We start from the raw sequence: 531 nt of genomic DNA, 5'->3' as shown, positions 1-531 counted from the left end.
AGTCGTAACAAGGTAGCCGTACCGGAAGGTGCGGCTGGATCACCTCCTTTCTAAGGAGCATCTGGACACCATGCGTTTCGGCGTAGAGGTTGTTCCAGGCGCCAGATCAAAGCGAATGTCTTTGCTGGTAGCTCATGGGTGGAACATTGAACTGGGTGCAGGAAGAGATTCGTCTCGTGTCAGTACAGCCTTCGGGTTGGGAACGCACGAGCGGGTGGGCTACTGCACATGCACGCTGTTGGGTCCTGAGGGACCGGGCCGGCTGCTCCTTCGGGGGTGGCTGGATCTCGACTCTCCTGGATCCTTTTTCCACGCCTGGGTGTGTGGGGGAGGGATACCGCCCGTATTTTGAGAACTACACAGTGGACGCGAGCATCTTAGACTCGGGCAGCCTTTGCGGGTTGTTCGGGTCGACAAGATTCGCAAGGAGCAGCCTTCGGGTTGTGTTCTTGCCAATCATTGGATCTGCAACTTTTCGAGTTGTGGTTTCTTAAACTCATGTGATTTTCAAGTTTTTAAGAGCAAACGGTG

Annotated in this window: 1 rRNA gene; it reads left to right on the top strand. The window is 54.6% G+C overall.

What is annotated here, in order from left to right:
* Nucleotides 1-50: ribosomal RNA gene (locus tag MT351_RS19800) — 16S ribosomal RNA — on the top strand; the annotation flags it as partial.
* Between the last annotated feature and the right edge of the window lie 481 nt (nucleotides 51-531).

This window comes from Rathayibacter sp. VKM Ac-2926, assembly GCF_022815565.1.
Classification (GTDB): domain Bacteria; phylum Actinomycetota; class Actinomycetes; order Actinomycetales; family Microbacteriaceae; genus Rathayibacter; species Rathayibacter festucae.
This window is presented reverse-complemented; position numbering and strand designations above follow the sequence as displayed.